Origin of the sequence: Rummeliibacillus sp. SL167 (assembly GCF_007896505.1) — a bacterium.
Lineage (GTDB): Bacteria > Bacillota > Bacilli > Bacillales_A > Planococcaceae > Rummeliibacillus > Rummeliibacillus suwonensis.
Genome location: NZ_VCBM01000001.1, coordinates 2,357,861 through 2,384,425, shown reverse-complemented (window position 1 = coordinate 2,384,425; position 26,565 = coordinate 2,357,861). Strand labels below are relative to the sequence as shown.

25 protein-coding genes and 1 riboswitch are annotated in these 26,565 nt (G+C 37.2%); all 25 genes read left to right on the top strand.

Features of this window, described 5'->3' with window-relative positions:
• The first annotated feature begins 12 nt into the window (after nt 1–12).
• The 25 genes from FEZ13_RS10710 (at nt 13) to FEZ13_RS10590 (ending at nt 26,450) form a co-directional block, all read left to right on the top strand.
• Nucleotides 13–432, top strand: a complete 420-nt coding sequence (locus FEZ13_RS10710; RefSeq protein WP_014256673.1) for a phage holin family protein — start codon at nt 13–15, stop codon at nt 430–432.
• Nucleotides 429–1,433 (top strand): N-acetylmuramoyl-L-alanine amidase, encoded by a 1,005-nt coding sequence (locus FEZ13_RS20330; protein ID WP_146552609.1) that lies wholly within the window; start codon nt 429–431, stop codon nt 1,431–1,433. The genes FEZ13_RS10710 and FEZ13_RS20330 overlap by 4 nt, the downstream gene beginning before the upstream one ends.
• 53 nt (nt 1,434–1,486) lie before the next feature.
• Complete coding sequence (locus tag FEZ13_RS10700) at nt 1,487–1,705, top strand: SHOCT domain-containing protein (protein WP_014256645.1); 219 nt, start codon at nt 1,487–1,489, stop codon at nt 1,703–1,705.
• Between the two features lie 61 nt (nt 1,706–1,766).
• Complete coding sequence (locus FEZ13_RS10695) at nt 1,767–3,335, top strand: recombinase family protein (RefSeq protein WP_146552608.1); 1,569 nt, start codon at nt 1,767–1,769, stop codon at nt 3,333–3,335.
• Nucleotides 3,335–3,790 (top strand): recombinase family protein, encoded by a 456-nt coding sequence (locus tag FEZ13_RS10690; protein ID WP_222434410.1) that lies wholly within the window; start codon nt 3,335–3,337, stop codon nt 3,788–3,790. Before FEZ13_RS10695 ends, FEZ13_RS10690 begins: the two co-directional genes overlap by 1 nt.
• Nucleotides 3,753–5,321: a recombinase family protein gene (locus FEZ13_RS10685; RefSeq protein WP_146552606.1), complete on the top strand. Its 1,569-nt coding sequence runs from the start codon at nt 3,753–3,755 to the stop codon at nt 5,319–5,321. The genes FEZ13_RS10690 and FEZ13_RS10685 overlap by 38 nt, the downstream gene beginning before the upstream one ends.
• A 408-nt stretch (nt 5,322–5,729) precedes the next feature.
• A riboswitch (TPP riboswitch) is annotated at nt 5,730–5,838 on the top strand.
• A 227-nt stretch (nt 5,839–6,065) separates the two neighbouring features.
• Nucleotides 6,066–6,716: a TenA family protein gene (locus FEZ13_RS10680; RefSeq protein WP_146552605.1), complete on the top strand. Its 651-nt coding sequence runs from the start codon at nt 6,066–6,068 to the stop codon at nt 6,714–6,716.
• 3 nt (nt 6,717–6,719) lie between these two features.
• The gene (locus tag FEZ13_RS10675; protein ID WP_146552604.1) at nt 6,720–7,361 is read left to right on the top strand and encodes a thiamine diphosphokinase; all 642 of its coding nucleotides are present in this window, start codon (nt 6,720–6,722) and stop codon (nt 7,359–7,361) included.
• The gene (gene thiD, locus FEZ13_RS10670; RefSeq protein WP_146552603.1) at nt 7,358–8,170 is read left to right on the top strand and encodes a bifunctional hydroxymethylpyrimidine kinase/phosphomethylpyrimidine kinase; all 813 of its coding nucleotides are present in this window, start codon (nt 7,358–7,360) and stop codon (nt 8,168–8,170) included. The genes FEZ13_RS10675 and thiD overlap by 4 nt, the downstream gene beginning before the upstream one ends.
• A 2-nt stretch (nt 8,171–8,172) precedes the next feature.
• Complete coding sequence (gene thiE, locus FEZ13_RS10665; protein ID WP_146552602.1) at nt 8,173–8,805, top strand: thiamine phosphate synthase; 633 nt, start codon at nt 8,173–8,175, stop codon at nt 8,803–8,805.
• On the top strand, nt 8,802–9,458 hold the full coding sequence (locus tag FEZ13_RS10660; protein ID WP_146552601.1) for an HAD family hydrolase: 657 nt from the start codon (nt 8,802–8,804) through the stop codon (nt 9,456–9,458). The genes thiE and FEZ13_RS10660 overlap by 4 nt, the downstream gene beginning before the upstream one ends.
• 2 nt (nt 9,459–9,460) lie before the next feature.
• Nucleotides 9,461–9,958 carry an NUDIX hydrolase gene (locus FEZ13_RS10655; protein WP_146552600.1) on the top strand — a complete coding sequence of 166 codons (498 nt, stop codon included), beginning with the start codon at nt 9,461–9,463 and terminating at the stop codon, nt 9,956–9,958.
• A 254-nt stretch (nt 9,959–10,212) separates the two neighbouring features.
• Nucleotides 10,213–11,160: a GNAT family N-acetyltransferase gene (locus FEZ13_RS10650; protein WP_146552599.1), complete on the top strand. Its 948-nt coding sequence runs from the start codon at nt 10,213–10,215 to the stop codon at nt 11,158–11,160.
• A gap of 942 nt (nt 11,161–12,102) precedes the next feature.
• Entirely contained in the window at nt 12,103–13,719 is a 1,617-nt protein-coding gene (locus FEZ13_RS10645) for an AAA family ATPase (protein ID WP_146552598.1), read from the top strand.
• 554 nt (nt 13,720–14,273) lie between these two features.
• Nucleotides 14,274–15,389: a ParA family protein gene (locus FEZ13_RS10640; protein WP_146552597.1), complete on the top strand. Its 1,116-nt coding sequence runs from the start codon at nt 14,274–14,276 to the stop codon at nt 15,387–15,389.
• Between the two features lie 47 nt (nt 15,390–15,436).
• Nucleotides 15,437–15,799 carry a nucleotidyltransferase family protein gene (locus FEZ13_RS10635; RefSeq protein ID WP_186725847.1) on the top strand — a complete coding sequence of 121 codons (363 nt, stop codon included), beginning with the start codon at nt 15,437–15,439 and terminating at the stop codon, nt 15,797–15,799.
• Between the two features lie 139 nt (nt 15,800–15,938).
• Entirely contained in the window at nt 15,939–17,210 is a 1,272-nt protein-coding gene (locus tag FEZ13_RS10630) for a recombinase family protein (protein ID WP_483314027.1), read from the top strand.
• Between the two features lie 113 nt (nt 17,211–17,323).
• Entirely contained in the window at nt 17,324–17,665 is a 342-nt protein-coding gene (locus FEZ13_RS10625) for a hypothetical protein (RefSeq protein ID WP_146552595.1), read from the top strand.
• 235 nt (nt 17,666–17,900) lie between these two features.
• Entirely contained in the window at nt 17,901–18,527 is a 627-nt protein-coding gene (locus tag FEZ13_RS10620) for a hypothetical protein (RefSeq protein WP_146552594.1), read from the top strand.
• A 326-nt stretch (nt 18,528–18,853) separates the two neighbouring features.
• On the top strand, nt 18,854–19,768 hold the full coding sequence (locus FEZ13_RS19815; protein ID WP_222434409.1) for an SIR2 family protein: 915 nt from the start codon (nt 18,854–18,856) through the stop codon (nt 19,766–19,768).
• On the top strand, nt 19,740–21,863 hold the full coding sequence (locus tag FEZ13_RS10615) for a hypothetical protein (protein ID WP_222434408.1): 2,124 nt from the start codon (nt 19,740–19,742) through the stop codon (nt 21,861–21,863). Before FEZ13_RS19815 ends, FEZ13_RS10615 begins: the two co-directional genes overlap by 29 nt.
• An 853-nt stretch (nt 21,864–22,716) precedes the next feature.
• Nucleotides 22,717–23,127, top strand: a complete 411-nt coding sequence (locus tag FEZ13_RS10605) for a DUF6508 domain-containing protein (protein ID WP_146552593.1) — start codon at nt 22,717–22,719, stop codon at nt 23,125–23,127.
• Between the two features lie 16 nt (nt 23,128–23,143).
• A complete protein-coding gene (locus FEZ13_RS10600; protein WP_186725846.1) occupies nt 23,144–24,127 on the top strand; it encodes a PD-(D/E)XK nuclease family protein in 984 nt (327 codons plus the stop codon).
• Between the two features lie 2 nt (nt 24,128–24,129).
• Nucleotides 24,130–25,143, top strand: a complete 1,014-nt coding sequence (locus tag FEZ13_RS10595) for a hypothetical protein (protein ID WP_146552592.1) — start codon at nt 24,130–24,132, stop codon at nt 25,141–25,143.
• Between the two features lie 20 nt (nt 25,144–25,163).
• Entirely contained in the window at nt 25,164–26,450 is a 1,287-nt protein-coding gene (locus tag FEZ13_RS10590; RefSeq protein WP_146552591.1) for a hypothetical protein, read from the top strand.
• The last annotated feature ends 115 nt before the right edge of the window (nt 26,451–26,565 follow it).

Here is a 26,565-nt window from a genome sequence, read left to right as displayed (position 1 = left end):
AGGGTTAAGACAATGAAAACAGTATGGAACTGGGTGCAGGCGGTTTTTACTGCTATTGGCGGATTTCTTGGCTGGTTTCTTGGAGGGCTGGATGGATTTTTATATGCGCTCATCGCTTTTGTGGCCATTGACTATGTGACCGGCGTGATGTGTGCCATTGTAGACAAAAAGCTTTCGAGTGAAGTCGGAGCCAAGGGCATCTTTAAGAAGGTACTTATTTTTGTACTTGTGGGTGTGGGACACATAATCGACAGCCAGGTGCTCGGCAACGGCGGGGCAATCCGGACAGCGGTTATTTTCTTTTACCTGAGTAACGAGGGAATTTCAATTCTTGAGAATGCAGCACATATAGGACTGCCCATTCCTGAAAAGCTGAAGAACGCATTGGAACAACTGCATGGCCACTCAAATGAGGAGGATGAAAAGAAATGAAGCTTTTTACTAAATACATGACGCGAAACGATTGCTATACAGCTGGTCGAAAAATCACGCCTAAAGGAATCATGGTACATTCGACGGCTGTGCCGGGTGTAATGGCGGCTGAGTGGTTTTCCCGTTGGAACAAATCTTACAAGGCCGGCGAAATAAATAGGCAGGTATGTGTTCACGCTTTTGTAGACGATAAAGAGGTTTGGCAATACCTGCCTTGGGATCATCGCGGGTGGCATGCGGGAGGAGCAGCCAACAATACCCATATTGGCTTTGAAATCTGTGAGCCTGCTGGGTTTTCGTATAAATCCGGGTCGGTAATGGCGGGTTATGATGCAGCAAAGCAGGAAGATTATTTCCGTAAAGCGTGGCAGAATGCTGTTGAACTCTGCGTTATGCTCTGCAAGAAGTACGGTCTTAATGAGAATGACATCATCTGCCACTCCGAAGGATATAAGCTCGGTATTGCCAGCAACCATGCTGATGTGATGCACTGGTTTCCCAAGCATGGGGAGAATATGGACACTTTCCGTAAAGCAGTAAAAAAAGCGCTGGAGAACAGTACAGATATCAATACTGATATTGGAATTGGAGATATGGTGGAGTTTAAGGTCAGTGTAAAGAATTACTACCCCGGCAGTGTAGAAGTTCCAACGTGGGTCAAAAATGACTATTACCACAGGGTCACACAGACTTTATACAAAGGCAAGCCGGTCATAAAAGGCGGCAAAGAATGTGTTTTGCTTGGCAAAAAGGTTAAGAAATCCGGCGGTCAAGAGATTGCAGGCATAAACACTTGGGTAGCAAAAGAAAACCTTGTAATTGTAAACAGCATTCCTGATAACAAGGGCAATAGAACCTATACAGTGCAAAAAGGCGACACCTTATGGAGAATAGCGGAAAAAGAACTCGGCAGAGGAACAAGATATCCGGAGATTAAGGAACTCAATGGCCTGACTTCAGATACTATTTACCCCGGACAAGTTCTGAAATTGCCGGAATAACGATAAAGGACAGCCAATCGCGGCTGTCCTAAGTTTTTATAGGAGGTGCTTGAATGATAGAAGCGGCTAATCATTTACCATATAACCCGCAGGAAACGAACTATACAAAGATAACGCAGGAGGAAATTCAAAGAGAGGTAGATTACTGGCGGGCATATAAAATCCTGCAAAAGATGCTTAAAGCGGGACTGATTTCAGAGGAGGAATTCGACAAAATCGATAAGTTAAATCTTAAAACTTTTTCTCCAATGTACGCACAGCTTATGGCCTAATTAGCTTGCTATTAGCGGCACACAGAGGTAACATGTCACATGCCCAAAGGAGGTGAAAACAGTGAGAAAGGTAACAAGGATTGATGGAAACAATGCTCTCCAAGCTTTCAAACCAAAGGTAAGAGTGGCAGCTTATTGCAGGGTTTCAACCGATAGTGATGAGCAAATGGCAAGCCTGGAAGCGCAAAAGGACCATTATGAATCCTATATAAAAGCAAATCCTGATTGGGAATTTGCAGGGATTTACTATGATGAAGGCATATCAGGCACAAAAAAGGAAAACCGAACTGGACTTTTGAGACTGCTTGCAGATTGCGAAAACAAGAAAATTGACTTTATTATAACCAAGTCGGTCAGCAGATTTGCCAGAAACACAACCGACTGTATTGAGATGGTGAGAAAACTTACCGATCTCGGTGTTTTCATCTATTTCGAGAAAGAGAATATAAACACGCAGCGCATGGAAGGCGAATTGGTGCTGACAATTTTGGGCAGTCTTGCAGAAAACGAGTCATTATCCATTGCAGAAAATAGTAAGTGGTCTATCAGACGTAGGTTCCAAAACGGAACATACAAGATTTCATACCCTCCCTATGGTTACGATTATATGGATGGAAAGCTATTTATCAATAAAGAACAGGCTGAAATCGTAAAGCGGATTTTTTCCGAGGCTTTGGACGGTAAAGGCACACAGAAAATTGCAGATGGGCTAAATTCGGATAAAATCCCAACAAAGAGAGGTTCACACTGGACAGCGACAACTATCCGCGGCATTTTAAGCAATGAAAAATATACTGGGGATGTCCTTCTGCAAAAAACCTATACAGATGAGAATTTTAAGCGGCATTATAATCGTGGGGAAAAAGATCAATACATGATAAAAGATCATCATGAAGCCATTATATCCCATGAGGAATTTGAAGCCGCCCAAGAGATATTAAAGCAAAGAGGAAAAGAAAAAGGTGTAATTAAGGGAAGCAGTAAGTATCAAAAACGCTACCCTTTCTCTGGGAAAATCAGATGCGCAGAATGTGGCAGCAGTTTTAAGCGTCGAATTCATGGCAGCGGTAACCGTAAATATATTGCATGGTGCTGCACAAAGCATATAAAGGACGCATCAAGCTGTTCCATGAAGTTTGTCAGAGAGGATGCAATCCATCAGGCCTTCGTTGTAATGATCAATAAGCTTATTTTCGGTCATAAATTCATTCTAAGACCATTGCTACAAAGCTTAAAGAAGACAAATTACTCAGATAACATAACAAAGATTCAGGAGATGGAAACAAAAATCAAAGAAAATACAGAGCGAGTTCAGGTGATTATGGGACTTATGGCCAAAGGATACCTGGAACCCGCTCTTTTTAATACACAAAAAAATGAGCTGCTTAAAGAAGCAGCCATATTAAAAGAACAAAAAGAAGCCATAAAACGCGCAATCGATGGGAGTCAGACTATCCTTGTTGAGGTTGAGAAGCTTCTTAAATTTGCAACGAAAGCTGATAAGCAGATTGATGTATTCGAAAGCGAAATATTTGAGGATTTTATTGAAGAAATCATTGTGTTTTCACAAGAAGAAATAAGTTTCAAAATGAAATGCGGGTTGAACTTAAGAGAAAGGCTGGTGAAATGATGAGCCATATACCTTTTGGATATACCATTCAGAACGGTAGGGCTGTAATTAATGAAGAGGAAGCAGTTAAGATTGAGAAACTATTTGAGGCTTACCTTTCCGGTCTTTCTTTAACCGAAGCAGCCCAAAAAGCGGGCATTAAGCGCTACCACACATCTATTGCAAGAATGCTGGCAGATAAACGGTATGTTAAGGATAAATTCTATCCGCCAATTATCAGCAAGGACACATTCGAAAAAGCACAACTGGAAAGACGCAGGCGAGCTGAGGTGCTTGGCAGGATTTATGAACATAAAGGAAATGAAAAGAAATGCCTGAATTTTAAGTTTCATGCTTCAATGCCAGATAATCTATACGATGATCCGTTTCAGCAGGCAGAGTATGCTTATAGTCTTATTAAGAGCGAGGTGATTTTAGATGACAACCAGGAATGTTACGGTAATTCCTGCCCGTAAGCGAATTGGGAATAGTGCAAATGCCGAGGAATTACCTAAGCTTCGGGTAGCAGCTTACTGTCGTGTTTCTACGGACAGCGAGGAGCAGGCAACCAGTTATGAAGCGCAAATCGAGCACTACACAAACTATATCAAAAGCAATCCCGAATGGGAGTTAGCAGGCATATTTGCAGATGAAGGTATTACCGGAACTAACACAAAAAAGCGTGAAGAATTTAACCGGATGATAGAAGAATGCATGCAGGGCAAAATCGATATGATAATTACGAAATCTATCAGCCGGTTTGCAAGAAATACGCTGGACTGCCTAAAGTACATAAGGCAGCTTAAAGAAAAAAATATTCCGGTTTACTTTGAAAAAGAAAATATAAACACATTGGATACCAAAGGAGAAATCCTGTTGACCATTATGGCATCTTTGGCACAGCAAGAAAGCCAATCGTTAAGCCAGAATGTAAAACTGGGTATTCAGTACCGATATCAGCAAGGAAAAATCCATATCAATCACAACCGGTTTCTTGGCTATACAAAGGATAAGGATGGCAATTTAGTTATCGTACCTGAAGAAGCTGAGATCGTCAAACGCATTTACAGAGAATATCTTGAAGGTTCCAGTATGCTACAGATAGCTAGGGGTTTGGAGGCTGACGGAATTCTGACGGGTGCAGGCAATCCCAGATGGCATACCAGTACCATCAATAAGATTTTGAGGAATGAAAAATATATCGGTGATGCGCTATTACAGAAAACCTATACGGTAGATTTTTTATCAAAGAAAAGGGTACCCAATAATGGTATTGTTCCACAATACTATGTAGAAAACAGCCATGAGCCTATAATCCCGCGTGAAATTTTTATGCAGGTTCAGGAACAGCTTGTCAAAAGAAGATGTGTGCATATAAGTAAGAATGGAAAGAAAAGAAACTATAGCAACAAGCATCCTTTATCACAGATGGTTTTCTGCGGCAACTGTCATGAAATATTTCGAAGGGTTCATTGGAATAACCGAGGAAAGAAATCAATCGTATGGAGATGCGTCAGCAGATTGGAAAACACCGGTTTATTTTGTACCGCTTCCACTATACTTGAAGATACGCTTAAAGAGAAAATTGTAGAGGCCATCAATGTAGCGGTCAGCGGAAAAAACTCTTTTCTGGCTATACTGAAAAAGAATATTGAAACCGTATTAAGCGTGGATTTGGATGAGACTACAGCAGACATTGATAAAAGGCTGGAAGAACTCCAAACCGAGTTGATCCAAAAGGCAAATTCAAAGGAAGCATACGATAATATTGTCAACGAGATTTACCGACTACGTGATCTAAGGCAAGAAACTCTTTCGAGAAACGCTCTCCGCCAAGATAAGAGGGATCGGATTGCTGAAATGACGGACTTCCTTAACACGCAAACCGGTGATATTACGGAGTTTGATGATAAACTGGTCAGAAAACTAGTTGAAAAAGCGATTGTATATGATGATAGGTTAGTGGTTGAGTTTAAGTCGGGGCTGGAAATAGAAGTGAAACTATAGGATTTCAATATGATTGCTGCCAGTTGAGGAGGAAACCCTTCTTAATTGGCGGCATTTTGTTTTATAAAAAAACATTTTTTTCTGTATAATTGTAACGGCGTGGTTAAATATGGATGTTAAAATATACAACTTAATTTCTTCAATCCAACCAAAGGCGGGCCCCAACGTTTATTATATGAAATGTGCAGTAAAAATCCTCAACACAATAATGCTGATGTTATTGTAGGTAAAGTATGGCTTTGGAAGATCTTACGCGGCTGCTATTGAGTTCTGCTACCTCATTTGCTTTCTCCAACAAACGGAAATTAAAAAGATTGGCCAGTTCATTTCATCTCATGATCCTGTTCTATACGAAAGAAGAGCAGAAATTAAAGGTTGCTTTTTTTGTCGTGTTGTAATATAATTAAAAAAGAAAAAAAGGGGAGCTTGCTTTAAGCAGGCTGAGAGTAAGCTGTTTGCTTAGACCCTTAGAACCTGTTGGTTAACACCAGCGTAGGGAGTATATCGATACTTTTGTATTTGAAGGACGCTTTCTACACGGGGTGTCCTTTTGTTATAACTAAATATTGTATTACTATATTTGCGAGGGAACTGAACAAGTTGAAAAAGGTTAAGACCTGACCTCTGGACCTGTCGGTTAATACCGGCATAGGGAAGCAATTTCTTATGCCGTATTGCGGCTGAAAGAGCTTCCAATCTTATTTGGAGGCTCTATTTTTATTTATAAACAGGAGGATATAATCAATGCCATTCATGGACGAAGTATTGAAAAGGAACATGCCAATTTGGGACAAATGCATTGCTACACCTTTTATCACCGAACTGCAAGCAGGCATATTGCCGTTTGAGAAGTTTAAGAACTACATGATACAGGACAGCATTTATCTAAAGCACTATGCCCGTGTTTATGGGAATGCCATGTATCACTCCACCGTTCTCAAGGATATTCAGTTATTTTATTCCGTCTTAAGTTTTCTAACGGATACCGAGTCTGCGGTGAGGTTGAACTACTTAAAGCAATTCGGAATGACCGACGACGACATAGAGCTGATAGCTCCCTTGCCAGAAAATAAGAAATATATCGATTTTTTACTTGACGCTGCGGAAAGTGGCAACGTTTGCGAAATGATTATGGCTGTTCTTCCCTGTATGTTGAGTTACAGCTACATATTCAGGAAGATCGCCGCTATGCCAGGAACCGCAAATTCTAGGTATTGGGATTTCATTCAGGACTATGCCGATGACGGATATTTTGAAAGCTGCAAGCTCTGGAGCGCATTCGCAGATAGCAAATGCTCGGCTATGCCGACGAAGGAACAGGAGCGATTGATGCATGTATTTGAACAGGCCAGTTTACTTGAACTTGATTTCTGGGAAATGGCATACAAGGAGTAAGCCATGAAAAGAAAGATCTGTTATGTTGTCGGTGCTGGGGAAAATTACGGCTTGGACTTCACCGCTTGTCCGGCGGATATGATTATCGCCGTTGATGCGGGCCTACGTTACATAGAGCAAAGCGGCATGACCGCCGATCTGGTGATAGGCGACTTCGACACTTTGCATTTCAAGCCGGAGCATCCAAATGTTATAGAACTGAATGCCGAAAAAGATGATACCGACATGTTGGCGGCTGTTCGAGAAGGCATCAAAGCAGGATATGAGGTCTTTCATATCTATTGTGGAATGGGCGGGCGCGTGGAACACACAATTGCAAATATCCAGCTTTTAGCTAAACTGTCCCAAAACGGCAAGCAAGGATTTTTATTCGGTAGGGACTGTATTATAAGTGCTATTACAAACAAGACTCTATTCTTTAATCCACAGGCTTCTGGCTTTGTGTCGGTATTTTCATATTCTGAAAAATCAGAGGGCGTTTATATAAAAGGCTTAAAATATGAGCTTCATAATGCCACATTGACGAACTCTTTCCCTATCGGGGTCAGTAATGAGTTCATCGGCAGAGAAAGCTCAGTTGTTGTAACAAACGGGACACTATTGGTTGTTTACCCAAAAATAATAACGGAGGTTTTTATTCTATGAAAAAGGTATTGAGTATAGCGGGATCTGATTGCAGCGGCGGAGCAGGTATTCAGGCCGACCTAAAAACATTTTCAGCTCATGGCGTATATGGAATGAGTGTCATTGTTTCTGTAGTTGCGGAAAATACGAGCCGGGTAATTGACATTCAGGATATAACGCCGGATATGATCTCAAAGCAGATCGACGCCGTATTTGAAGATATTGAGGTTGACGCCGTTAAAATTGGTATGCTCTCCACGCCACAATGTATGTGCGCGGTTGCTGAAAAGCTGCGGGAGTACAAACCTCACAATGTTGTAATAGACCCGGTGATGTACGCCAAAAACGGCTGCGCCTTAATGAAGCCTATGGCTGTTCAGACCTTGATTGATGTTATTATTCCCCTTGCCGATGTGCTTACACCGAACATCCCCGAAGCAGAAAAAATCGCTGATATGAAAATCACCTCTGTTACAGATATGGAGGCCGCTGCCCGAAAGATATACGACATGGGCTGTAAGGCCGTTGTCGTAAAGGGCGGTCATGCGGTTGGAAATGCTTTGGACGTTCTTTTTGACGGGGAAAGTATTTATCACTTTGAAACAGCCCGAATTGCCACGAAGAACACACACGGCACAGGCTGCACATTTTCGTCTGCGATTGCTGCACAGCTTGCCAAAGGATTGCGTATCAATGAGGCGGTCGCGGCGGCAAAGAAATATGTCACAATGGCTATTGAACACTCCCTTGCCATCGGAAAAGGCAACGGGCCTACCCATCATTTTTATGAGTTATATAAGTACGGCTTGAAAGAAAGTGAGGATATCTAACGATGGAAAGAGATTATTCGTTATATCTCGTAACTGACCGTAGCCTTATGACCACCGACACATTATCCGAAGCGGTTGAACAAGCCATTTTAGGCGGTTGCACAATGGTACAACTACGAGAAAAGAACATTTCATCCCTTGACTTTTTTAAGCTGGCAACAGAGATCAAAGCGGTTACGGATAGTTTCGGCGTTCCTCTTATTATCAATGACCGAATAGATATTGCTTTAGCTGTTCATGCGGCTGGCGTACATATCGGTCAGAGTGACATTCCCGCCGCCATTGTAAGGGAAATCATCGGTGATGATATGCTCATGGGGGTATCTGCATCTTCCGTTTCAGAAGCAATACAGGCACAAAAGGATGGAGCTGACTATTTGGGCGTTGGCGCGATGTTTCCCACGGGTACGAAAACAGATGCTGCTATCGTATCAATAAAGGAGCTGCAAAACATCCGGCAATCTGTCGCTCTCCCTATCGTGGCGATTGGCGGGATCAACAAGGAAAACGCTGGGCTGTTTCATGATATGGGGATAGACGGTTTAGCCGTTGTGTCTGCGATTATCGCACAGCCAAATATACGGCAGGCGGCCTCCGAGCTGAAGCGGATATTTCTGGAGGGGACAAACCTATGAACTTTCAAGCTGCAATTTTTGATTTAGATGGAACACTACTTAATTCAATGGACGTTTGGGAACAGATTGACATTGATTTTTTAAAAAAGCGCAATTTGACCGTACCGGAAAACTATGTCGCTGAAATCTGTGCCCGCAGCTTTGAGGAAGCGGCGCAATATACGATAGACCTGTTCGGACTGAATGAAAGCATTCCCGCAATTGTTGAAGAATGGAACTGTATGGCAATATCGAAATATAGGAATGATGTCGGCTTGACACCTTATGCGCTGGATTACTTACTTCGCTTAAAAGCCGAGAACATCAAATTGGCTATTGCCACGGGTTTACCCGAAGAATTGTATCTGCCTTGTCTGCAGAGTAACGGTATTTATGATTTATTTGATGTTATTTGTTCAACTGAGCAAGTCCCGTATGGCAAAGAGCGCCCAGATGTGTTTTTGCTTGCAGCGAAAAAGCTTGGTATTTCTCCTCAAAAATGTATTGTGTTTGAAGATGTGTTGCCAGCCGTAAAGAGTGCAAAGCAAGCTGGAATGATTGTTTATGGAGTGTACGATAAATATTCTGCACACCATCAATCCGAAATAATGGCGATTGCCGACGGTTATCTGCTTGATTTTCGTGATGCGCCATTACCGGATAAAGAGGTGTAAGTATGCCGGAGCTTTGGGATTTATACAATGAAAAAGGTGAATGCACAGGGATAACGCATGAGCGCGGGCAGCCCATACCACAAGGAATGTATCATCTTGTCGTTAGTGCTTGGATAACAAATAATAAAGGTCAGTTTTTATTATCGCAGCGTCACCCCGACAAACAATATCCACTTTATTGGGAATGTACTGGCGGCTCTGTGCTGGCTGGAGAAAGCAGTTTGGACGGAGCGATCAGAGAGGTTAAGGAAGAACTGGGGATAGATTTAGACCGCTCTACGGCTCGACTGCTGTTTCAAATCCGGCGCGACAGTATACAGGATTTTTATGATGTGTGGCTGTTTCAAGCCGATGTGCCTATTCAAGACTTAAATCTTCAATCGACAGAGGTTGTCAACGCTCGATGGGTAGACAAGGATGAACTGCTTGATATGTTCAGAGCAAAGAAACTACATCCGCTTATAGACTATATTTCAGCATATAAAATCTTCTCGAAATGATAGGGAGGAAGTATCAGTGAATTACACCATTTAAAATGTTACAAATAAATATGAACTTGACCGTGTCCTTATTTTTGCGCAACGGATATTTGACAAGAATGAACCTGGCTTGATAGTTAATTGGTCGGGTTAGTAGTAAGAAAAAGTGAACCATTAACTATTTAAAATATGAAGGACGATATCTTGCAGAATATTGGGTAAAATGCAAGGTTTTTTATATAGAGCTATGTTATAGTTATACTGAGGTGAAGGTTTTGGAGTGGATTGATAATCTAAATAGAGCAATAGGGTACATCGAATTACACTTGAAGGAAAAGCTGGATTATGAGGAAGCAGCAAAGATCTGCTGTTGCTCTCTGTCCAAATTCCAACAGATATTTCTGTTGTCAACCGGTGTAACACTTTCAGAATATGTGCGATACAGACGTATGACTATTGCTGCACACGAATTAATCAATACGGACATTAAGGTAATTGATTTAGCATTAATGCTCGATTATGATTCGCCAGAAGCGTTTACACGGGCTTATCAGTCGTTCCATGGAGTTCCGCCGTCTGTTACAAGGAAAACTCGAACCTTCGATGAATACGACCGGATTGTATTTCAAATACAAATTTATGGAGGGAGATCAAAAATGGGAGCAAACAAAATATTACGTATTGAAACTGAACGGCTTATTATCAGGAAGTTTGTACTGGATGATTGGAAAGATTTACTGGAAATTGCCATATCTAAAGAGCAATCACAGTTTGCTGATTGCGACCATACGTGGCCAACAGATGAAGAAGGAATTAAAGGTGCTGTCGAGTATTTTTCGAAAGAGCATCAGTTTTGGGCTGTTGAAATCAAGGATTTACACAAGGTAGTTTGCTTAACCAATTTTAACTTTATGGACGATGAGCAGACTCTGGATATCGGTCATGTTATAAATTCAGCATATTTTGGCAATGATTATGAATATGAGGCTCTTAAAGCTCTGTATAATTATGGATTTATTCAGCTGGGTGCCGAAAGAATACAAGCTTGCTGGGCATTGAATGATAAGGATAAACTTGCTCCACTTTTAAAACTCGGTATGAAGGTTACGGAGACAGGAATAACTAATAAATTCAGACCTGACATAGACGGGAGAATTTCGCAATTTGAAAGCTGCAAGCTTATCATTACAAAAGAAGAGTGGTTAACAAATCCGGCAAGATAAACTAAATTAACTTCACATATACTCATATTATGTAATTTAGTTGGTTCGTTATATTTATAAAATGCCCAATAGTGATTAAAACTGGTTTAAAACTGCATATCAGTATATATGGCCTGTTGAGAAATCAGCAAGATCTTTTTCCGTTATAAAAGCGAACAACCAAAGATGCTAAATGGTAATTTTGTTGTAGAAATTGATAATAATTTGAATATACTGACGGTTTACAGACAATGAAGGCACTTTATGAAAAAATGAAGAACTTTTTCGGATATCATTCTGACTCGTTGCATAGGGGTGATGGTAGGAATATTTCAGGTATCGGGTTGCAAGAGATGGAAGAAATAATACAGAACACGTTTCATAAATATCTCGAGTTGTGTAAAACAGCACTTCGAAATACCCCCTCTGTTACAGAAGGTAATGTCAAGAATAATAAAATAAATGACCTGAAATCTACTATCCAGCTGACTACACTCGCTGATACTCTTCCTGCATAGACATGTTTCCACATACGGATGATTTTTCAAAAATGACCGAAAAACCCATTGACATGTTCCCGCGTACAGATACCATAAAAAATGGATATCAGACATCAATTCCATCAACTCAAGCCATGTGGAGACGGTAGTATTGATGTCGAGGGTGTAAGCTTTGATATTACTGGAGTTGCTGGATAGCATCTAAATCGACTACTCAACCTAAAATGTGTTTTTTATGTTTGTGAAAGCATGTCAAAGTGTAGAAAAAAGGCCATAAAATGAAATAGGGTTGAGGAGACAGGATAGATGATGACTGCTTTTAAAGGGTTAAGAAAAGATATGATAAAAGTAACGTTTTTAAAATATGGTTATTATTAATGCAAATAACATGCGTGTGATATGTAAATATAGATGAAGTAAATAGGTGTATTAACTAGATACATACAGGAAGAGGAGGTCACTTATGAAAATTAAAATACCAAGTATTAATGGAGAAGAAAAGTACATCGTAGACAAGCAGTCGATTGTTTTAATTGGAGCTAATGGTTCAGGAAAAACAAGAATGAGTATTTGGATTGATGATAATAACGGTGAGATACCAATTCATAGAATTTCGGCTCAAAAGTCTTTAAATATGCCAGCAATGGTAAGTCCGACTGAATTAGAGATAGCAGAAGAAAAGTTTTTATACGGAAACACAAGTAACGATAAAAAATGGTTAAAAATCTATGGAAAGAAAAATAATAGGTGGGGCAATAAGCCTGAAACTCATCTATTGAATGATTTTAATATGCTAATGGAATTACTCATGACTGAGAACTATGAAAAGAGTATAGAATATCGCGAGAGTCATAAAAACGGAAATGTGGAGTTTGATAATGAAACAAGACTAGAAAAAATAAAATGTATTTGGGAAAATGTAATAACTCATCGTAAGTTGAAAATTAGTGCGGGCAAAATAGAAGTTTATGATACAGAATCGACAGAAGAAAGTGAATATTACAATGGTAGTGAAATGAGCGATGGAGAAAGGGCAATCTTCTATTTTATTGGAGAAGTTCTATCTGTACCCTCAGGTAGCCTAATAATTATTGACGAGCCCGAAAACCATTTACATAAATCTATATTAGTTAGATTGTGGAATGCTATTGAAGTAGCAAGACAAGACTGTACTTTTTTATATATTACACATAGTTTGGAATTCGCAAGTTTAAGAATAAACACACAAATCATCTGGGTAAAAGGAATAAAAAGTAGTTCGCAATGGGATTATGAATTAATTGAAGATGTTAATGCTACGGACAATTTAAAGCTTGAAATACTAGGAAATAGACAAAAAGTGCTTCTTGTTGAAGGTACGCCTAATAAAAGTATTGACAGGAAGTTATATGCAATATTGTTTCCTCAATATAATATTATTCCTGTCGAAAGTTGTAACAGTGTTATACAATACACAAAAGCTTATCAAAATTTAAGAGGTATTCATTACGCTGAAGTAAAAGGAATAATTGATAGAGACAGAAAAAGTGACGAAGAAATTTTTAGTCATAATAGGAATAACATTTTTTCTCCTGATGTTGCAGAAATCGAAAATTTATTTTTACTGCCTGAAGTAATTCGGATAGTCTGCATAAAGCAAAATAAAGAAGAATATGAAAGTATCCTTACAGCTGTTCAAGATAAAACTCTTGAGTTTTTAGAAAAAGAGATAGAATCTCAGGCACTACTATTTAGTAAACAGAAATGTCAAAATAATATTATTAGAATACTTAATGATAAAATAAATACAATTGAAGAGTATAAAAACAATATATATACAATTAAAGATGTAGTAAATATTGATGAGATTTATAATGAATCTAGACAGGAGTTAAAAATGATTGTAAATAATAGGGATTTCCTAAGAGCTTTAAAAGTCATTAATAATAAAGGATTATTGCCATATACTCAATTATCAAATTTCTTTGGTTGGAAGAAGGTTTATTATATTGATTATGTACTTCGATTATTAAATGGTGGAGATGAAATGAGTGGTGAGTTAATCTCAGCGCTCAAAACATATATAAGGTTAGAGGTATAAAGAGAGGTTCTTTTAAAATCTAATATTGGTACTTTACGGAGTATATTTTAAATATATATTTATATTTATCCGGTTGTAGCCAACATTAACCAACTATAGCTATGGTGATTAGATCAAGGATGGTATGACTTGCAAATGTAAAAGCCAGACATTAATTTCAGGATAATGATTATTCGGGCGAATTTGGAGGACAGTCAGTGTATTTTGGAAATAGATCGATATGTTTCCGTCTACTGATAGTGCCAAAAACTCAATGGATATGAGTTTTTTGGTCAAAAGTAGGAGTTTGAAAATCGTGATTTTTTCGCTACATGGGAATATATCCAAGAAAGTGGATTTGATAGTCAAGTGGTCAAATTAGATATCATAGTCCGGTGATAGTGCAGGTTAGGTGCTAGGCTCTTGCGACAGAGCAGTTTGGATGTTTTATTTGACGAGTGTCGAGTTGGATGTGAGGAATTATACTTATAAATATAAATGTGTTGTTAAAGTAATAATTAGATAATTCTACGTAATCGGGTCTATAGTAACATGCTAAGAATGGAGGTCAAGAAATGAAAATAGTATCCTTGTTTAACAATAAAGGCGGAGTTGGAAAATCAACGTTAGGTTTTCACTTGGGATGTGCACTAGGAGAACTCGGGAAAAAAGTTCTTCTAATTGATTTAGATCCCCAATGCAATATGACTATTTCTGGTGTATTTGAGGACAGTTTGCACCAGATTTGGCAAGATGAAGACTTATATATAGATGATTATGGAGCAGCCATTGAACAATATGGTTTAGAAAAAATATTAAGTAACCCTAGGTCAATTCACTTTCTTCTTAAACCTACAGAGGACGGATTAAATGAATTAACAAAATATCCACCTGTTATTAAACTCTATGATAATGTGGACCTAATCCCTGGACGACTTTCCTTACATAAATATGAAAATAAACTTGCAGAGCGTTGGAGTGGATTGTACCAAAGTGATAATTTGAGTATTAGAACAGTGACGAATATTCGCAGAATATGTGAAGTATATGGAAAACTTAATGGATATGACTATGTACTAATAGATACTTCTCCTAGTTTGGGGATTTTAAATAAGGTAATTATTTCAACTGTTGATGGCTTTATAATTCCGGCTTTACCAGATATGTTTAGTGTATATGGTATTCGCAATATAGGAAATTCCCTACAACAATGGCAAAAGGAGTTTGAGACAATATATAAACTTATATCAGAGGATAAAAGGACAAGATTCCCTGAAAAGTTTGTACAATTTCTTGGATATACGATATATAATGCAAAAAAGCAGTCTAAACAGTTGAACGAGTATGATTTGGCAGTTGCACATTATGCATACGCAAAAGAAATGCCCAAAACCGTTGAGAAATACATTGTATCTAAAAACAGAGCTCCTGTTGCTGACATTATGAGTCCAATCGGTGGTATTGCGGTTATGCATTCTCATAACACATTCCCCTCTGTAGCTCAGGCACTTAAGTGCTCAATGTGGCTTGTCCCTCAAACTTATAAAGATTATAAGGAAAATGATCCGGAACTACTGGATGCGTTATTAGTCGAAGAGCCTAATCCAGGCCATTTTAAAAAGTATAAAGAAACTCAGGAAAATTATCATGCTTTTGCCAAGGAATTTATTGAACGGGCGGAGGTGCTATAAATAACAATGGGGGCATCAAAAAGGAAGAGATTGTTGAGGTTGAAACAGTGAATACGGTAATTGAATTTTATCAACATGGGCAGACACAATTTCTAATTCAAGTAAAAACCTTTTTTGAATTAAATACAGCTTTACATAATATTTCCTTTCCGATTGTTCATTCTATCAAAGTTAGATTAAAAGACCCGGAGCACTTTCGGTATAAACTGAAGCGCAAATCCGAAAAGCGGATTACAGTTACAGAAAATTCTTTGTTTTGTGAAGTTACAGATCTTGCTGGAGTACGTGTGTTGCATTTGTATCAAGATCAGTTTGAGATGATACATACAGAGATTATGAGGAAGGTTGATAGTGGAGATTGGGTTTTGGGAGAAGAGATGAAAGCCTATACTTGGGATACTGAAACCTAAACCTTTTTTAACCACTTAGGTATTTCAACAGAAGTTCGAGATTCATATTATACAAGTGTTCATTATCTTGTGAAACCCAATAATAAAAGCGATATATGCTGTGAAATTCAGGTAAGTATAGGAGTCAAGCACTCAAACAATCATCACAAAATCCATCAGCCGATTTGCTAGAAATACGTTAGACTGCCTTAAATACATCCGTCAGTTAAAGGATAAAAACATCGCTGTATTCTTTGAAAAAGAGAATATCAACACCATGGATTCTAAGGGTGAAGTCTTGTTAACCATTATGGCATCCCTTGCCCAACAGGAGAGCCAATCCTTAAGCCAGAACGTAAAGTTAGGTATTCAGTATCGCTATCAGCAAGGTGAAGTCCAAGTCAACCACAAGCGTTTCCTCGGATACACTAAGGATGAAAACAAACAACTAGTCATTGACCCAGAGGGAGCCGAGGTTGTTAAACGGATTTACAGAGAGTACCTGGAGGGGGGCAGTCTTTTACAGATTGCAAGAGGACTAGAAACTGACGGTATCCTTACAGCGGCAGGCAAATCCAAATGGAGACCGGAAACACTGAAAAAGATACTGCAGAATGAAAAGTACATCGGTGATGCCCTTCTACAAAAAACATATACGGTTGATTTCCTTTCTAAAAAGCGAGTCAAGAATAACGGCATCGTTCCTCAGTATTATGTAGAAAATAGCCACGAGCCTATAATTCCACGCAAGCTTTTTATGCAGGTTCAAGAAGAGATGGTTCGAAGAGCGAATCTTCGGGGCGGCAAGGGCGGTAAAAAGAGAGTCTACAGCAGCAAGTATGCTTTATCGAGTATTGTTTACTGCGGACAGTGCGGCGATATTTACCGACGGGTACACTGGAATAACCGAGGCTACAAGTCTATTGTTTGGAGATGCGTCAGCCGTTTAGAGGAAAAAGGGTCTGAATGTACGGCCCCTACCATAAACGAGGAAACATTGCAGAAAGCAGTTGTTAAGGCTATTAACGAACTTTTGGCTAACAAAGACCCATTCCTCAAGGTGCTACAGAAAAATATAGCTACTGTATTTAATGAAGAAATTGATAATGCTACTGATGACATTGATAGCAAATTGGAAGAATTACAACAACAGCTTCTTATTCAAGCAAAATCCAAGAATGACTATGAAGATGTGGCTGATGAAATTTACCGCCTTCGAGAATTGAAGCAAAATGCACTTGTTGAAATTGCAGAGCGAGAAGGGAAAAGGCAACGAATCACAGAAATGACTAATTTCTTGAATGAACAATCCTGCGAGTTAGAGGAGTATGATGAGCAATTAGTAAGGCGGCTTATTGAAAAAATAACAATTTACAATAGTGATTTAACTATTGAATTTAAATCAGGAATTGAGAAGCAAATAGAAATGTGAATATAATCTACTTAAGCCCATGTTAATGAATACATGGGCTTATTTGTGGATTAAATTGACTGAAAACTATTGCAGATATAAAATTAAGCAAAGGATGAAGAGAGGGAAAAATAATGCTATCAATCTCGAGAAAAGATTTATATGAAAAGCTATGGACTATTGGTATCACTAAAACTGCTAAAGAATTAAATGTACCCTATAATAAACTGAAAAACGCATGTACTGGTAATGATATTCCATTACCTACAGCATCTTATTGGAGTAGTTTACATATGGGGAATGAGAAGCCAGTCCAACCGCCACTACCAAATCCAAATAATAATCGAATAATTGCCATTGAAAAAGCTAAAAAACAAAATGCAGGGGTACCTAAAAGAATTACAGTAGCCGTAAATGACAAAAAATCCAGTAGCACCCATGATGAAAAAATGCCGCTTCATCCACAAAGAAGATAGAAAAGGAAAAGCCGTCTCACTTTCCTAGCTTAGAATCTGATCAAGAAAAATTAACTAAAATATACAACACATTAAAGGTTAATAAGTCTTTATCAAATAAACCCCATAAGGAAATAGTGTCATACCGCAGAAAAACTCAATCATATAAAGAAGATAAATTAAGAATTAGTTCTGCTTCGGTGAAATCATTCCAGAAGTTTTACCTTTCATTGATAGTTTATTTAAAGCGCTTGAAATGGCAGGAGCAAAAATCGTTAGTAAATATGATGAAACACAAGTATTGTATAAAAAGTATACATTCAATTTAAATTTTAAACTCCCCTGTAAAAAAGTCACATTATCCCCAGATGATAAAGCCTATTCACGTTACAATACATTTAAGTATGAAACAATAGGAAAAATATATGTTGAAGTGGGTTATAAGTTGTATTGGCTTAAATGGAGTAAACATGAAAAGTTAATTAAACAAACGAAAACTATGACACCTGAAGATCTATTAAGAAAGGTATTCTTATACATATTTTCACTTCCGCCAATCATGGATGAAGCTGAAAAGGCTCATATCCTAGAGGAAGAAAGAAGATTGATAGAAGAACAGGAGAGGGAGTTACTTAGAGAACGGAGAGAAAAAGAACATAAAAAAACCGAGGATTTGTTGATTAACTCGATAAACTATTTTTACTCGAAACTAATAAAGGAATACATTTCTGCTGAGCTGGATGAAACAACAGATGAATATGAATGGGCTATGGGCAAGGCTAATTGGATTCAGGATTCTAGTAAACATCCAGATGATTTGTTAACAGAAAAAGATAAAGAAGAATTATTCAACATAAAAACGACGAATAAATACTTTTTATGAAAAAAGATTAAAAATAACTCATCAAAGATTTTTTGAATAGCAGTGATGAACTGTGACTTCTATAAATCTGGCAGAGATGAATGATTTGCTTGATTTAAGGGAATTAATAGAGGACTTTTTCTTGTACGTACAGGTTAATGCAGTAGATATCTATAATGAATTTAGCCTCTAGCATGAGCAGGGGATACTCCCACTTAAGAAACTTACCTTGTGGTGGAGTGTATATGACAAATTGTTTGCGAGAACGCATTCCAGCCGATGGCTTCTTTGTGTTCGGTGGTAGTTAAAATTAATTTAGGATTTTATTATAAACGTGGGAGGTCAATATGAAAAATGCAGACATTCTGGAAGACATTAAACGCTATTCTGGATTAGGAAAATTATCTGTATTCGTTGGGGCTGGTATTTCAAGATTATCTGGTTTTCCTTCTTGGAATGGATTAGTGCAGGATATGGCAGATGAAATAGGATACTTATATAAAAAAGATAAAAATGGATATGCCAATTTTTCACCAGAGGAATTATTAAAGATTCCGCAGATGTATTATCTTAATAAAGGCGAGGATATATATAGAAAGAAAGTTGAGAAAGGTTTTGAAAACAACTGTACCCCCAATGAGATACATGATTTAATATTGTCATTACATCCAAATCATATGCTAACCACCAATTATGATACATTGCTTGAAGAAACGGCCATTAAATTTGGGCGTAACTTTAGTGTTTTAAATTCAAATAAAGTAGTAGCCAAAGCAGAAACTTCAAATTATATCATAAAGGTGCATGGTGATTTTTCGAATGATTTTGTATTAAAAGAGCAAGATTACTTGGATTATGAAAATAAGTATCTTCTAATTGACAATTTGGTCAAAACGATATTTGCAACAAATCTCGTTATATTTGTTGGTTATGGCTTAAATGATTACAACATTAAGTTAATTTTAAATTGGGTCAAAAATGTGCAGTCGGATTCCTTTGTAATGCCAATTTTTATTCATACTGGGGAAAGGTTAAGTGATATTGAACTTTCATATCAAGAAGGCCGTGGATTAAGAGTTCTTGATTGTAATGATTACACTGATAATACAGATTATCTGGTCAAGTATCGTTCCGTATTGAAAGACATACTAACATTTAATAATGAAACTGATTTAGCAGATAGAGTCAACAAATTGCAATATATTTATGAAAAGGTATTTGGTGTAAAGGAATTTGGATTATATTCGAAGAGAGGATTTTAATAGTATATTCAAAGGAGAGTACGAATTAAATGATAAATGGAAAATTGTTAATAAAACAAGAACCCATGATGCAATATTAGATGAAAACAATCATTTAAAAACACTTTCCAATGTACGGTTAGATTATTTTGAAGATTTTTGGGAGAATGAAGAAGAATATAAATTAATCAATGAGGAGTGGTATATTACTGTAAAGAAATTCATAGATAAAGCTGAAGTTAAGGGAATAGAGACTAAGAATGGTTTTATCTGGCCTCATATTAATATAACAAATCCTGCTTTTACATCCGAATATGAAGTTATGAGTGAATTTTGTTGTGTTGAATATACAAGTATAAAAGAGAATTATAAAAAAGCATATTATTTGGCACAATTAGGGCACTATACCACAAGTTATAGCTTATATACAGATATTCTTAAGAAAACAAAAGAGGCAAGACAATGGGATATATATTACTTTTCACAGATTAATAGACAATATCTGTTTTCGATTATTAAACAAATGATAACCCAAACCACAGGATTTCAGGGAGCAATTAATTTCGGGAAACAGTTAAAAGTATTCGATGATAGCTTTATTGAACATTTAAATTATGAAATGGGAAATCACCAATTAGAAAAGCAATTTTCTGAACTGCCATATGAATTTAAATCTCAATATACATTTTTAATTGATTTTTCTAAACGAAATTGTTTTATAGATAAATACTATGAACTTACAAAAGAGAAGTATGAAGTAGAAAAGTCACTTCAAAAAGATACGATGTATTTTGGCATGTCTAAGTTTGATAAAGTTAAACTAACAATGTTGGAAACAACGAAATTTATATATGATAATATGATATTATTTACTGGATTTGATGAGAATAAACTCTACATAAAAAATGCAATGGTATCGTGGTTGGAGGCTTATTCTAAAGAAGTATCAAAAAGTAAGAATGGGGCATTTTCCATGATATCAAATACTCGTTGTAAGTTTACTCTTACAGATATAATTTTGATAGCTAAGAATTTTAAAAAAGATGATATTGATTATCTTGTCAATAAAATTAATTTAAGAAATTTGCCATTTGATGAAAGTTCTGAGTTAGAGATTTACATAAAGAAACAATTCAAAAGTTATAATAGTATGTTTGGGGAAACTTTAACAGGAGGGGAAATTTTCCTCTGGAAGTTTTACAGTGAAGAAATTAAAATGCTTCTTTCTATTGCTCCGTATTTTGTAACTGATAACGAATGTAAATTAGATGCTGTTCAATTTATTATTAATATGCGAGATGGACATTTTGATATTTCTGATAGGATAAGAATAATAAACAAATGGGTGAGAATAGCAAAGGTAGAGGGATCCTATTTAATGATTGAGAATTGGTTACTTGAAAAAATCATACCTATTCTAAAAAATCAAATTCCTCCAATAGGAATTGACAGTGCAATCTCTGATATTTCAATGATTGCTCAATTATTATCAGATATAATAGAAGTAGATAAATGTAGCATGGATAATACAATTTCTGGGCTAATTATTGATAACAGGGACAATTTAGTTTACGTTAAGCCTTGTTTGGAATATATTTACCCCGTGTTGAATGCCGAGGCTAAACAGATTATAGATCCTATATATACAATAGAGAATGTCTTTCAGTTAATGCAAAGAGGTTATTCTGGACATCTTCCAAAGAACTGTGATGAGTTTCATATAGTTGAATCATATTTAGAAGAAAAGGTTAAAGAGAACGGAAAAAACAAAGAACTTGGAATAGAAAAATATACGATTCCAAGTGCAGAAGAACATATTGGAGAAGTTGCAGCATATATGTTTATGCGTAATTTTCCTGCTTCTATTACGGAAAAATATCGTGGTATTTGTGAGGAATATGATTTCTTATTATGCCCTTCAGAATTTAAGGCAGATACTTTTCAGCTAGAATGGTTGCTAACTTATTCTGACAACCTGTGTGAAAAACTAAAAGAATGTAATGTGCAAAAACAAATAATTATTGAGTCAATAGAACAAGCATTTGAAGGGACTTCGCTTAGTCAACCTCAGTTAAAAAGATTGTTTAGATTATATCAGATTATGCAGAAACATTGATATGTTCCCGTCTACCGATAGCACCAAAAACGCAGTGGATATGTTTCCGAGAACGGGCATACTCAAATGACATTCATTCTGTCCTCTCGAGCCATGTGGAGTGCGTTGCCTTGATGTCAAGGGTGGAGAAATAGAGGGGCTTTAAAAGCCTGTAAATAAAGGGCTTTTGAGATTGAGAAGCATTCTGCCGGTTGTGCGGTGGATGTTCTTAACCTTGGAAACTCTTGTTTTTATTAAGGAAATATATCGACGGAGGAAATCGGCAGAGGGTTAAGGAGATAGAATGGATGATTTTGTAGGGGTGTGGAGATAGAATGGATGTCGGATAGGTCAAAATATCTGAACTGATAGAAATAATCTACCAGAGGAAGGTATGTAGATTATCAACAAATAGCTGCGTTTATGCAGCGGAAAATAGAAAAAACTTGAATTATTGCAGCACACATGTAAATATTGAGACAGTCATGATACATGTTATAATTTACCTATGAACTAATATTTGGAACAGGAAATTTTCTTAGGATATGATTTTCATATGGGTAGGGAGAGTATTATGGCAGGTAATCGTTCATTTACAAATTATATTGCAGATAGATTTTATAATGAGATGTTTTCTACCATATAAAGGATACTTTCATGGCCGCACTTAAGGATTTCCACATAGGTGAGAGGCGCAGATGATATTCAACTAAGCGCTTCGGATACACGGTGTGTGATGGTACGCAATGGGAACTAGAATCTGAATACAACAATGGTCATAAACATGTTAGATTTGATGGTGATAACTCATGCCCATATAACTTCGATAAGTTCAAGATGTTATTTGGCATTGACGATACTGAGGAGGACGAGGATGGGTAAATACGATATTTTGACAAAATACATACCTATAATCCAGGAAGATAGCATTGGCGAATGGGTTGTTGATAAAGAAAACGATGGAACACCGGAGCATCCAATGCAGTTGCCTTTTGTAAGTTATTCCGAAATGGTACATAAATTCATCAATGATGTTTACACCTTTGAGGAAAATAATAAAGATATGGAACTTACCCGCTATGGAGATATTCTCAAGGATAACGGTCTTGAACGGGGTGCAAAATCTATGAAGAATGCTGACGTTTCAAATTTGAATGCACAGTGTGTGCTTGCGCTGATTATGGGTGTTGTTAGAGCCGAGCGCTTTTGCGATGGTGCATTATTAGATTTCTTCAAAAGTGGTTGCATATTGAAGTGGCTTGAGAGATTAAACAGTATGGAGTAAAGGAGGTTGTTTGACTTTGGATATTAATAAAATGAGAGCTTTACCATATGATGAGCTGCGTTCTTTATACAGAGAATTCTTAAATAGTCAGAATATTTCAAAACTAACAATCAATACCGCTTATACGGATACCTTCTACCTTTGGAGGAAAGGAAGCAAAGACCTGTTCTGGAATGCAGTGACTGCTACTGATTTCAAGAATGCGGCAAAGAACGAGTTAATAAAGACTCTTTCTGAGAACTCGACAGGTAATGTTAAATCACTTGCTAATAGCTACCTGTCTCATCTAAGAAGGTTCCGCCTGTTCTTAGCTACTGATGGAATTGCCGATTCATTATCCACATCTAAGCAGGACAAGACTGCTTACCGTACATATACTCGTAAAAAGAAAATGGACGTTGATGTTCCTAATCCATCAATCGAGCAGGTTGAGATTTATCTTACAAAGTGGGACGACCTTGAGAACTATCACCTGCAGGAGGATGCACTTAATAAACTGTTCTTTGAGCTATGCCCGAAGAATACAGACGTTATCGATATTCTATTAAAGGCATCAACGCTTAATGATTTTTATAGTACTAACATTTTCTCAATCTACCCAATGGCTAAGCATATATGCGATCTGAATATTGATGTGAGGCTTAAGGCCGGTGATGTTACCCTGGTTCGGGATATCCAGTATGTAACTATCGGTGATACAGAGAAGAATTTTTACTCCTTTGCTTCAAAGTATTGTAGCCATCACAATCCACTTGATTATCCGATTTATGATAGCTACGTTGATGAGGTGCTTCGTTATTTTAGAAATCGTGATAACTTCTCAGATTTCCAAGATGGTGATTTGAAGGACTATGTTAGATTCAAAGGTATACTGATTGATTTTCGCTCCTTCTATGGATTGGATAACTATAACTTGAAGCAAATCGACCAGTATGTTTGGCAGCTTGGGAAGGATTACTTCCCAAAGAACTACGGAAAGAAAAAGAGAGGAGACAAATAGTTATGAAGATTCATTATTTTCAAAGATATCATGCAAAAGAAAATGTAGCTACGGCAAATACGATGTTGCTGTTATCTCGCCTATATCAATATTCTTCAGATAAGTTTTTTCGCTTTTTAAAGTCGGAGTTTTTCTCTGATTCCTTTGAGCCAGAAATCGTATTTAACTTACAAGAGAAGAGTGTTGATAGTGTTCCTGATGCGACCATCACACAGGAAAGCTTTAAGATTGTTGTTGAAACAAAAATGTCTGACTGGTTTTATTCTGATCAGCTTATGAGACATTTGAATTCTTTTGGTGATGAGAAGTATAAGGTAATGATTACTCTAGCCCCTGAGATAATGGCAGAAGATAAAAAGAAGATTTTTGAACAACAATTAAAGGAATATAACTCTGCACAAAGTAAACCAGTCATTCATATCAATACAACATTTGAAGGTATAGCAAATGCAATACAAGAAGTGATTGATGATAGGGATTATGAAATGCAGGAGGTTTTGGATGATTATCTGAATTACTGCTATAACGATGACCTCATTGCTGTTTCTGATTCATGGAAATTTATGAGGATGCAATTGGCAGGGATCACTCTTGATTTTAACGTAAGTGAAGATATTTACTATGACAATGCTGAGCGTGGCTTCAGGGCACATGACTATTTAAGTCTATATAAAAACAAAAGTGTGCGCGCAGTCGGCAAGGTTTGCGCTCGTATTTTAGCAGTTGAAACTAAAGACGGTATGCAATATGAGACAGAGTATGGCGAATTAACTGAGGAAAGAAAACATAAAATTCTTCTTGCAATTACAGATGGTGATGAGCATGGCTATGATTTAAGAACTATCAAGCACAGATATTTCTTTGTTGAGAAGTTCTATGAAACTGATTTTAAGAAAATTACACCAAGGGCACCTATGGGCTCACGTATATTTGATTTAACACAAATTCTGGAGACAGAACATCTACCTGAAACTAAGGATATTGCAGAGTTGTTGAAAAGTAAGACATGGAGTTAATTGTGGGAGGCTAAAATTATATGGAATACATATTAATTGGAATTTGCATCGTAGTTATTACTGCTTTCTTTCTAACGATATTCATGAAAAAGAAAGCAGATAATAAAAAACTAGAAAATTCCATGATTGTTTCGGGCATTTCACCATTTAAAGCCCCTACTAAGAAGGCAGATAAACCATATGGATCTGCAATTCAAATGGAGATGCTTCCAGTTGGAACTAAAATTGATGAGAGTAGACTAGTTGAAATTAGAAACAGTAAAGTTCTGGCACATGTAAACAATCTTGTTCCAGAATTAGCACAGGTCGTGAATACAGTTAATAATGCAATTCAAGCAGTACAAGCAAATAACGAGGTTTTATATAGAGCTATAATTCCAGCAGGTGCAAAACTCACTAACTCGAATGCAATGGAAAATGCTGTTCGAGGTATTTATCATGGCGCAGATGGGATTAAAGGTCATGCAAATTTAGTAGCAATTGAGGCGCAAGAAGGGACGGGCGTTGTGGCAAATACCGCAGCTACGGCTATGGGAGTAGCATCGATAGTTGTTGGCCAGTATTACATGACACAAATTAATGCTGAGCTTGGCTTAATAAGCGAAAGAATATCTAAGGTTTCAGATTTTCAGGACAATGAGTATCGTAGTAGAGTATTTTCACTTATGGTCCATGTTAAGAAGATAGCAGACTTTCAAGTTGAAATCCTTGAAAACAATGAGTTGAGACTTAGTAAAATTTCTCAGCTTGATAGCCTTGAAGAAGAGTGCACTCAACTTTTAGGACAGGCTAATCTGACACTTGCTGGATATGCGAAAAAGAAAGATATTGATTACAAGACTTACGAAAGAGAATTAAAAGGGGCTCAGAATTGGTATTTGTATCAAAAGTCTTTGCTGGATGTGATGTATAAGATTTCTGACCTAAGGTATACACTGCATCTTGGTGCTGTTTCTCGCGAGCAGTGTGTGGCTCTGCTTCCTGTATTCAGACAGCAGGTTATTGATTCACAAACAAGGCTCACTAACTGGCATCAAGATACTGCAAAAAGGTTGAACATTGATATAGATGAAAATCGCCGCAAGAGAGATGGATTTGACGGAGTAATTCATTTCTTTCCAGGCTTAATAAGAAATGAGTTGAATTTTCGTACAATTGATGAGAGCGTAGCAAATATAATAGATGAACAAAGCTATGGTAATGGCAGTAGTTTTAAATACGAACAATCAGAATTATATCTTGAAGATGTGCAGATAATTGCGAAGGATGGAAAAGTATATTATTTACCAGAAAACAAAGCAGATTAACCACCTTCTAAAATCTTCACTTGTTTGTATAAATCAAACAGTAAAAGAGTTGATATTTTCCCTCATACGAAAACCCTCAGTGGATATCTTCCTCAAGGTGAATTTTGTACAAAAA